The 9233-nt window shown below is 38.6% G+C and carries 15 protein-coding genes and 1 pseudogene; 4 read left to right on the top strand and 12 right to left on the bottom strand.

Annotated elements, in window-relative coordinates; all coding sequences use genetic code 11:
* The coding region (locus tag L1D51_RS19050) for a hypothetical protein (RefSeq protein WP_239964524.1) at positions 1–384 on the top strand (384 nt) is incomplete at its 5' end.
* 18 nt (positions 385–402) lie between these two features.
* On the opposite strand, the gene L1D51_RS19055 is transcribed toward L1D51_RS19050, so the two are convergent.
* The 10 genes from L1D51_RS19055 to L1D51_RS19100 form a co-directional block, all read right to left on the bottom strand.
* Complete coding sequence (locus L1D51_RS19055; RefSeq protein WP_239964525.1) at positions 403–813, bottom strand: hypothetical protein; 411 nt, start codon at positions 811–813, stop codon at positions 403–405.
* Between the two features lie 397 nt (positions 814–1210).
* Positions 1211–1381, bottom strand: a complete 171-nt coding sequence (locus tag L1D51_RS19060; protein WP_239964526.1) for a hypothetical protein — start codon at positions 1379–1381, stop codon at positions 1211–1213.
* A 156-nt stretch (positions 1382–1537) separates the two neighbouring features.
* On the bottom strand, positions 1538–2848 hold the full coding sequence (locus tag L1D51_RS19065) for a zonular occludens toxin family protein (RefSeq protein ID WP_239964527.1): 1311 nt from the start codon (positions 2846–2848) through the stop codon (positions 1538–1540).
* Position 2849: 1 nt separating this feature from the next.
* On the bottom strand, positions 2850–3293 hold the full coding sequence (locus tag L1D51_RS19070) for a DUF2523 family protein (protein WP_239964528.1): 444 nt from the start codon (positions 3291–3293) through the stop codon (positions 2850–2852).
* A gap of 1 nt (position 3294) precedes the next feature.
* Complete coding sequence (locus L1D51_RS19075) at positions 3295–4635, bottom strand: hypothetical protein (protein ID WP_239964529.1); 1341 nt, start codon at positions 4633–4635, stop codon at positions 3295–3297.
* Between the two features lie 124 nt (positions 4636–4759).
* The gene (locus tag L1D51_RS19080) at positions 4760–4984 is read right to left on the bottom strand and encodes a hypothetical protein (RefSeq protein WP_188728608.1); all 225 of its coding nucleotides are present in this window, start codon (positions 4982–4984) and stop codon (positions 4760–4762) included.
* 17 nt (positions 4985–5001) lie between these two features.
* Complete coding sequence (locus L1D51_RS19085) at positions 5002–5244, bottom strand: hypothetical protein (protein WP_239964530.1); 243 nt, start codon at positions 5242–5244, stop codon at positions 5002–5004.
* A gap of 2 nt (positions 5245–5246) precedes the next feature.
* A complete protein-coding gene (locus L1D51_RS19090) occupies positions 5247–5555 on the bottom strand; it encodes a hypothetical protein (protein WP_239964531.1) in 309 nt (102 codons plus the stop codon).
* Positions 5552–6880, bottom strand: a complete 1329-nt coding sequence (locus L1D51_RS19095) for a replication initiation factor domain-containing protein (protein WP_239964532.1) — start codon at positions 6878–6880, stop codon at positions 5552–5554. The genes L1D51_RS19090 and L1D51_RS19095 overlap by 4 nt, the downstream gene beginning before the upstream one ends.
* Positions 6864–7079: a hypothetical protein gene (locus L1D51_RS19100; protein ID WP_138624732.1), complete on the bottom strand. Its 216-nt coding sequence runs from the start codon at positions 7077–7079 to the stop codon at positions 6864–6866. Before L1D51_RS19100 ends, L1D51_RS19095 begins: the two co-directional genes overlap by 17 nt.
* A gap of 154 nt (positions 7080–7233) precedes the next feature.
* Between L1D51_RS19100 and L1D51_RS19105 the strand changes: the two genes are divergently transcribed.
* Complete coding sequence (locus L1D51_RS19105) at positions 7234–7611, top strand: hypothetical protein (RefSeq protein WP_239964533.1); 378 nt, start codon at positions 7234–7236, stop codon at positions 7609–7611.
* Between the two features lie 24 nt (positions 7612–7635).
* Positions 7636–7989 carry a hypothetical protein gene (locus L1D51_RS19110; RefSeq protein ID WP_138624730.1) on the top strand — a complete coding sequence of 118 codons (354 nt, stop codon included), beginning with the start codon at positions 7636–7638 and terminating at the stop codon, positions 7987–7989.
* A gap of 92 nt (positions 7990–8081) precedes the next feature.
* On the opposite strand, the pseudogene L1D51_RS19115 reads toward L1D51_RS19110, so the two are convergent.
* Positions 8082–8228 (bottom strand): annotated as a pseudogene (locus tag L1D51_RS19115) (excalibur calcium-binding domain-containing protein); the annotation flags it as partial.
* 161 nt (positions 8229–8389) lie between these two features.
* On the bottom strand, positions 8390–8815 hold the full coding sequence (locus tag L1D51_RS19120; RefSeq protein WP_239964534.1) for a hypothetical protein: 426 nt from the start codon (positions 8813–8815) through the stop codon (positions 8390–8392).
* Between the two features lie 63 nt (positions 8816–8878).
* On the opposite strand from L1D51_RS19120, the gene L1D51_RS19125 reads away from it, so the two are divergent.
* On the top strand, positions 8879–9233 hold a 355-nt coding region (locus L1D51_RS19125; RefSeq protein ID WP_239964535.1), incomplete at its 3' end, for a hypothetical protein.

Consider the following 9233-nt stretch of genomic DNA (forward strand, 5'->3'; position numbering starts at 1 on the left):
ATATATATTTTAGCTACTTTGGTTTTTTCATTGTTTTTATCTTCTTTGATGGTTTTAGCTTACTATATAACAGATATGGACTTTAAATATATTTTCATATGTGTAGCAGGAGGAACAGTAGGAGCTGTTTTCTCGATTCTTCAAAGAAATAATGAAATCAGTTTTGATTCACAGATACCTAATAAATACATATATCTTCAGGCCTCTTTTACAGTGATGTTAGGGAGCATTTCTGGAGGTTTAGTATATATTATGTCTATGTCGGATTTAGCTTTAACGTTCGCTAATAAAAATATTTATAGTTTAGTTCTTATATCTATTGTGAGTGGATTTAGTGAAAGAATGATACCTGAGCTTTTTGGAAAAATAGAAGGAGCAAATTAGAAGGGCTAAGCCCTTCTATTAACTACCTGTATTTCTTGCAAGTTCACCTATAATATCTAGTAATTGTTCTTGAAGATCAAATAAATATTTATCTTGTACTTTTGTTTCAGATTTAAGCTTTTTGTACATGGTTTCATGCTCTTTAGCTGACCATTTATAGCGGTGTACAAACTGTACATCTGACGGTTTTACTTTGCCCCAAGGCGTAGTCATAACATTATTATGATATGAAATACTACATTCTGCCCACGGGCCAGTATCTGGCAAGTATCCGCGATACATTATCCAAATCAGTTTTTCGACAGGTTTACTGGCTTTATTAGCTTTTACATATCTCCTTACTTGTCGTTCACTTACTCCGAGTTCTTTAGCTCCTTTTGCATAGTCATATCCGAATAGCGTAACGAACTGCAATTTAAAGTTGCCCATTGTGATTTACTCCTTTATTAAAAATCACAATGCACACTCGGTATCGGTGTAAGTGGTTTCGCTCCCCCCCTATTAGTATATGGGGGGAGGGTGTTTCCCTCGGCTGCTGTGCCGTCCTTAACTCAGCAAGGTTTATCAGAAGGCAATCAACTTTTTTAAAAGACAGACTAGGGCAGTGAGTGCGATTGGCTATTTCACTGAATTGATTCCCGACCATAATAAACTGTACATAAAATGGAAACGATTTCGCGATGAAATGTGAATTTTCTGGAATGTATGACATGGCTACGCCATCCTCCAAGAACTGGAGATACAAAGGTGAGTGGTACGTAATAATTGAATGCAATATTACGTACCAATTGAAAAATTACGTAAAAAGTTACGTACCACTTGAAAGTTACTTCTTAGTGTTTTGAACAAATGTAAAAGTTAGATCTAATAAATCCTTGTCACGAATTAAAGAAATAATCTTTTGCTCTAATTCATTTAATCTGACAGGCTTTGTAGGTTCTTTTCTTGGACGACCAGCGCCTTCACGTTGTCCGCCCCAATACTCATTTTTCCACATAAGTTTTATCCTGGTATTTGATTGTCGTTACATTTTTCAAATACCTGGTACATGAATTTTGTAACTTAATTCAAATACCAGGTTAAGTTTTTAGGTTTCTTACTTTATATCCCAAGCCGCTACGCTCAGGCTTCGCTTGGCGGCTTGGTCTATCAATTAAAATAGGGTATTTAGATCTATTGAATCCTGATTAGATCCTTTTTGATTTTCTGCTTGGGAGTAAGGGTTAGGCGAACAAAAGGCACGATAAACAAAGTTAGTTTTTGTTTGCCTGATAATGACATTGCAAGGGCTGAAATATTGAATACTGAAGCCCATGCTCGCCAGTTCATAAGAGTTGATACTAAACGTGCCGTATTGTTCTGTTATAAATTCGAAGATATATTCTCGATGGGTTCGTTCTGGCCGTTTCACTTCTTGAATACCAGTCACGAATATATCGGTTGCACCATAGGGCAAACCTACAGAAACAGGTTCACCATCAAGAACCTGAACAGCAGCATTATTAGAATTAGCACTAGTATCTTTTTGATTATTGACCACACCAACTTGAGCGGTTTCTTCGACACTTTCCACAGCGCTTTCATTACTGGTGAAATACCATATCCAATACAGTATGCAAAGAAAGACAGCAGCAACTGGAAAGGCAAAAGCAGGACTGTATAAGAAATTTTTACCTTGTCCTTTTGTAATACCTCCGGTAGCGGTCGACTTGTAGCATTTGTGGACTTCAATCGGGATTTTTTTCCATGTGATGGTACTGGATTTGTTTGGCGTTTTGCCATCGAGTTTTGGGTTATGCTCGAAGATACGTGGTCGACGGTTGTAATAGGGGATTGCTGAGAGTCCATCGAAATACTTATGGGCGTAGGCATATTGACTGACGTTTCTAATGTATTTGTGGACGCTGGTGATATCGGGCGTACAGCAGATAATATCCCAGTTGTATTTTCTGTGTCGCATGTAACATTCTTTGAGGGTTTTGGGGTAAATAATATGGCCATGTTCGTTAAATAACTCCCGTCCTAAGTCATCAACATCACCGCTTGTTAAATCATCAGGTTTGAACTTTTCTAATTGAATGTAGTGGTATGTATACCAATGCTCGGGTATCAATTCTTTGTAATTATCTACGTGTTTGTAATTACAGGATTCAGGTTTAAAAGTGGCTTCTGTAGGATAGACATCTTGAACTTCATCAATCAGAACTAATGCGCCCGTTGGCATCCAGTGATACCAATTTCGCCATAAATTAAGACCTTCTTCATTTTGAGAAGAAAGTCTCCAAAGCTGAGCTGAGTCGGGGAAAGTTTCTTGAAGTTCAGTTTCTATTTCTTCAAGCGGTAGTATTCCTTCGATATTGGTAACAACTAAACGACCTTTTCTAAGGGCGGGTAAGACTTCAAACCATACAGCGCTGGCCGATTTGAAAGAACCTGGCGCACCGTGAAAAATTGATGCAGCCATATTACATGAACCTCATAACATAACGAGCAACTAAAGCTTGGATGACAATATTTAAACCATCAAAAAAGCGCATATCAACAAGCGCTGCTTTTACATCTTGTGGTAATGCATTAGCTGCATTTGCTATTTTCGATGCAACTTGAAAATTTTCCAAAATCGCTTTCGATACTGACCACGCAAGCTTCATTGCTTCTAGCTCTGCCGCAATTCTCATCAGCGTGACTTTTTCGATGATAAAAGCTAATGCTCTTTCGAAGAAGTTCGGAACATCATCATCAAGAAAAGTCCAAATATCAGTAAAGAAATGACCCATGGCTTGGGCTGCACCTTCAAAGCCTTCATAGTTACCTTGCGCTGTGCCAGTATCCGTACCTGTACCCGATGTTTCAGCGATAGCTAGCAACGGAAGAAATAGAACGATTAAAATAAAAGTCTTCGTTTTCATGTTAAGGCCCCAATAAAATATACAGTGCAGTTAAAGTAGATATAAGAAGAACGGCAGCAGCAATCAGTTGAAAGAAGCTGGCTAACCGACCTAGCCCCATATCAACATCAGCCCCTTTGATGTTTACGATTCGTTCCTCATAACCACCACCAAAAGACGGAGTGACTTCAAAAAGTGAACCTGATTCGGATTTAATTTGCTGTATGTAATCTTTTAGTTCCTGTCTTTTTTGTGTGATTTCTTCTGTTACGGTTTGTAAGTCTTGTTCGGTAAATAGTTTATTAAGACCTTTATTATTGTTTTTGCGTTTGGCCTGTATGGTAAATGGCTGTTCTTCTTCTCCATCACCTTCACCAGAACCAGAGCCGCCACCTCCGCCACCGACTGGTTTATCTAAAATTCCTTGTAACAGTGAATTTGCTAAATCAGTGTTTAAGTCTGTCATGGCTGTGTTGTAACGGATTTCACCAAGTAGCTCGTTAGATATTTGAATTTCTTCAGCTACACGGTCTAGACGATCATCATTAGAATCACTTGCAGCAATTTGATTCTTGTTCATTGCGTCAAGGTTTTCATTAATCTTGTTTATTGCTGACAGTTCATCGGGTTCAGGTTGAGGGTCTGTTTCTTCGGGCGCTGGTTTCTCTTCAGGTTCTGACGTCTTATCAACTTCTTTATCAGGTGCTCTTTCACACATAACTGGTTCAGCCGAACCGTAGGAAACAGGCATATAGTAACCGCCGTTTTCATCCGTCTGAATTTTGCATTGAGTACCATCGGGATTCTTAAAACACTTTTCTGTTTGACCACCTGTACCAAAAACAAAAGGGTCGTTCTCGGTAGGCTCTGGGCAGAAGTCTTTTTCTTTAGCACACATAAAACCGCTTTCGTGTGAACTATCAGGAACAGGGGTTTCATGAAGAGGGTGCGTTGAAGGTGGGCATTCAAAAGCAATTTCTTCGGAGAAGTTTTTCATATAAAGACTTTTATATGTTGTAGTAGGTAAGTTCTGGCCATTTGAGTAATGACGTGTCCCTTCAATTTTCAAACGAAAACTAGAGCCCTCAGAATAATCACATACGGCAGGACCCCACGTATATTCTGGTGAATTCCCATAAACATAAGTTTCCGCAAAGAGGATACAAGCCTGCTTTCTAGCCTCAAAGTCTGTATAGCCACAACCTCTGGGGCTACTAGAGTAATTCGTAGTTGTAGCAGCGTAAGTACATAGCTTTATCTCTCCATCGGGTGGCTGTAAATCATCCATATCAAGAAAAGTGGCATGAGAGAAAGAGACAAAAAAAGCGCTACTAAGCGCTAATAGAAACATTAGAATTCGCATCGTTGCGCCTTAATTGAAAAGGGCGGTTTTACCCGCCATTGTTAACTGGTTCTTACACCACTGGAGAAGCCTTCGACGAAGCACCACACCAGAAATGACGCAAGGCCAATTGAGGTAACCATGATTAGTTACGTAGTTTTGAAACGATTAAGCCAATACAGAAACCAATTGCAGCAACAGTAATTACACCTGTTACGATAGCGGTGTAGTTTGTTGTGCCATCAGTTACAGCTGCATTGATTGCTTCAGTGTGGTCAGCAGCAAATGCAGAAGCTGAGCCAAGTGCAGACGTTACTAAAAGACCAGCTTTAGCGCGTTTTGTAGCTAAAATGTTCATTACGTTTTTCATGTTGATATCCTTAATATTTAAAGTTTTCCCATTGTTCGGACTACACGGCCTATGCAATGGGCAGTTATAAAAGCGACTAACGCCGCTGAGTTAATAAGGCCAAAAGTAGCCAAGTCAAAAGCAAACAATTCATTAAGAACGTTTACTAAATTTTGTTGTTGGAGTTGTGCAAACTCCGTTTGTGTAACCATCACAAAATCACAAACACCGGTTACGGCTTTAAGGGTTTGGTCTGGTTGGATAGCGACACATTGAGCCATGATTAGCTAACCAGTTTTACATCTGAAACGATGTTACGAGACATGTTCTCAGGGTCAGGCTCTAGAGTTAAATCCACCTCGCAAATACCTTGCTCTTCAGTGATTTTCTTAAACTTGTTATAAAGCGCTTGGTCTTCACGCATGCTTAAAGACTTAGGTTCAAAGCCACATTTTTGAATGTTGTGGTCACCTTGGATAAAGTCTTTCTCAGGTACTAAGTAGCTGATAGATGAAAACGAATAGGGCTTAGCAGCACCTGATTTGCTTGATACACCGCGACCCATCGCGGCAGATAATAAGATTACTTTCATGGGGCTAACTCCATTTGATTTGGTGGTGATATACAGGCCTGATTTATAGAGTCGGGGATATCCCACGGATTAAGGCCTTTGGTTAATTGGTTAATGATTTCGCTGTCTGGTAATTCTTTAACGTGACGTAAGAAATTGAGGTACTTGCCGTAAGACTGTGAGCAATAGCGTTCGAGTCTTTCAGCAACAAAAATCCCACTTACTTTTGGTTTACGTGTAGTGGTTTTAATCTCAAGACGTTTAACGCTAACAAACTCAAAAGCAGGGTATGCAGCAGCAAAAACGGCATCGGTATTGAGAAGTGCATCCAAGGAGATAACACGGTCAATAGACCTAAGCTCAAGCTCAGCACGCACCCAATTAGGTTGAGATTCACTTTGCATTTGCTTGCCTTTTTCATATATACGCGCCATTTTTCCATTTTTGCGACTTCCTACGTAAAGGGTGTTTCCGCCATTGGCTACGCAGTCATAGCGCTTTTGCCAGCCGTGTTTTTTCTTCCATAAAGCTTGTTGCTCATTAGATAATTTTTGCAGTTCGCCAGTCTGAATCCATGAGAAAGAGGGCGCTTGGTTCGTTTTACAGAAGCCGCCTTCTTCTAGATTTTGGAAGTAATTTAGAACAGACTTTTCGCCGTCATAGTCATCATAGGCAATGTCCAAACGGGTGATTTTTACGTTCGGCATTTTCTTAAGCATGGCGTGAAGTTTAGGAATATCGAGACCCGCACAACCTGCGCCAGAGAATGAAATCATCACACCGCCATTGTTCGCACCCCAAGCAACTACGCCTGAATTTACATCATGGCGGTAAAGGGTGGCTGACTTTTCATAGGTGAACATGCCGCCTGAGTTATGGCGATAAGACCAGCTTAAATCATCGGATGTTAAGCGGTCGGCAGCCGTTGCAACTTCAGTATTTAGAAGGTGCATAAACTTAGTAATATCACCTTCAATCAATGAGTTAAGTGTTTTGTAACGTTTAGTTTTGCGTACAACGTTCTTGAAAAAATGCGCCCGTTCTTCACTTGGGATAGCATCAACAGAGCCATAACTACGGTAACGAGGGTTGTTTTCGAACAGCTGGTCATAGTAATAATCAGAGTCATAAACAACCGATTCGTTAACTTCAACGTCTAAATCATCAGTGGCTTGTTGGTCGAATAATTCAGCACAAAGCATCGCGTTATAGGCTTCTTTGTAGGAGGCAAAGTCACCTTTTCCAAACGCAATTTTGGCGTCAAAGCGAAGACGGGCAATTTCGTCAGGGCAAAAAACAACGGTTAAGTAGTCGATTTTGGTTAACTGTTTAGAAGTCTGGGTCATAGTCAAATGCTCCAGAGTCGAACAGTTCTTGCCAGTTTGAGTCATCAACATCGATGATTTCGAAAGGTTCTCCACTTGCATAGTCTATGCAAAAAGCCATAGCTTCAGCGCGTGACGAATACATAAGCGGGTGTTCAATTTTATTGAAACCTAACGCGTATTCCTCAATGCCAGCTATGTATTGGAGATAGAATTTCAAGTTTAGATCCTTTTTATAAAATGACATTCTGTCAATGTTGACAGAGTTTAGTGTTGTTCAAATTATTCTGTCAAGCTCGACAGAATAAGTTTTTTATCTTTTAAAGACGAAACTATGTAAAATAGAGCTCTAAAATCTTAAGCAGGATATTGTTTTGATTGAGTATTTATTTAAAAAGTACGGGTATGAAAAAAAGTCTAGAATTTTTAATTTCTTACCCGAAACTAAGCTACTAATTGAGCAGCAAGATCTAATAAATCAAATCATTTCAGAGAAAGTTACTTCTGGTGAACTTAATCAAGCAGAGGCATTAACTAGGCTAAAAGAAACAATTGACGATTTATTTCTTCTTCAAGGTTTCTTAAATGATGGTGATAACTTAGAGAAATTCCTTGCTTCGAAAACACATAAAGAACTTAAGAATATTGAAAGTAATGATGAAGAACTGCCAGAGCTAAAGGCCAGAAGTCACTTTATTAGAAATGAAAAACAAAACTACGAATACGTGGTTAAAAAGAAGAATAAAAACTAAAATAGTATTAGCGGAGGATTAAACATGACGTTCAGTGCAGAGTTTTTAGAAAAGTACAAAACATTTAAGAACATTGATAAATACAGTGATCTAGCAATATATTTCCCAGAGTTAAATTCTGGAAATATCGCGAATATTAAAAATGGCAAACGTTCTTTAACAGCTAACCAAGTTATTGCTATGGCTGAAGAAATGGGGCTTGATTGGAAAGAAGCTCTTATTAGTTTATCTATTGAAAAAACAAAGGATAAAGAACTAAAAGATCGTTGGTCTGAAATAAAAAAGAAAATAACTGCGGCATGTGTGGCGGTAGCAATGACAATTGCGAGTGCAGCAGTTATGACTAATACAGTCCCGCCTTTGCGGTATCGTAGATAGCCCATAAATTACGGTACGTAACAAAAAGAAAAGGGCGAAAAGCCCTTTTTTATTAGTAAGTTGTATTTGCTGTCATGGTTGACAGTTTGGCATTACCACCCATTTAAACGAGTGTCGTTTTCACAGGGGTTTCCATCATTATCCCCATCCATTTTTGTATTAGGACAGTTGTTGATAAAGAAGATTGCTTCATCCATTGAACTCATTTGTGAACAGTACTGACGACCATCACACTTGAACTTATCATCATCAAAAGAATACCTAAATGACTCTTCCGATGGTTGATAGTCAAATTCAATATCTTCATTGGAAAGCAATTTAGGCGCAAATGCTTGGTATGTTTGCCAAGCTCCAATGACAATAAGAAATATAAAAAATACCTTTTTCATATTAACTCCTTTTAATTTGATTTCTTGTCTAACCAATCACCTCTTAAATGAATTTCCGTTGTTCCTGTACTTGGCCGCTTAGCAGCTCTAGCACAAGCACCATCCATCATCGATTTATTACGATCCGACTGTAATTGCTGGTACTCACTTCTCCAAAAATCACAAATCTCGTTATTTGTTCTTTGAGCATTATTAATAGCTTGTTGCTTTGCAGCCTGTTCAGCTTGACGTTTTCTGAGTTGCCGTTGAGATTCTTCTAACTGTAATTTTGCACGAACAGCTGCTGCTTTAGCATCTCGTTCTGCTTGATTAGCTATTGCCTGTGCTTCTTTGGATAGCACATGAGCCCGATATAGGTAGTAACTTTCCATCGTAGCAAAGATAGAAATACCAGTGAGGGTAAGGCAGAAGTATAGTTTTAAGTAATTGATATTCATAACTAGTCCATTAGTATAAGCTGCTGTTATATTACATTAGAATTAATAAGAAAGGGAATGAAAATGGAGCCTATAATTAATGGTAAAATTGATAAAACTCAGTATCAACACGGTGATACATGTATCATGGGAGAAGTTATCGACTTAATCTATTGTGCTTCTACTAATTGCATTGTTTTCAGAACAGAAAGAGGTACAACATCTTGGGAGTATCAAGATTTAGAAAAGGAAATTACAGACAGAGCTGCTGTAAAATTCAATGAACTTCATGAGTATTTTGATACAACACAAAATGAAAACATTTTAGTTAGCCTTTGTAACGTTTTTTTTAGTGCTATGAATGCTAAAACAATTGAAGAGTGTGATAGTTTATTTGTAGAGATTGAGAAAAGAATAAGAAATATAAAGACACCATATC

Origin of the sequence: Pseudoalteromonas shioyasakiensis (assembly GCF_022398475.1) — a bacterium.
Taxonomy (GTDB): domain Bacteria; phylum Pseudomonadota; class Gammaproteobacteria; order Enterobacterales; family Alteromonadaceae; genus Pseudoalteromonas.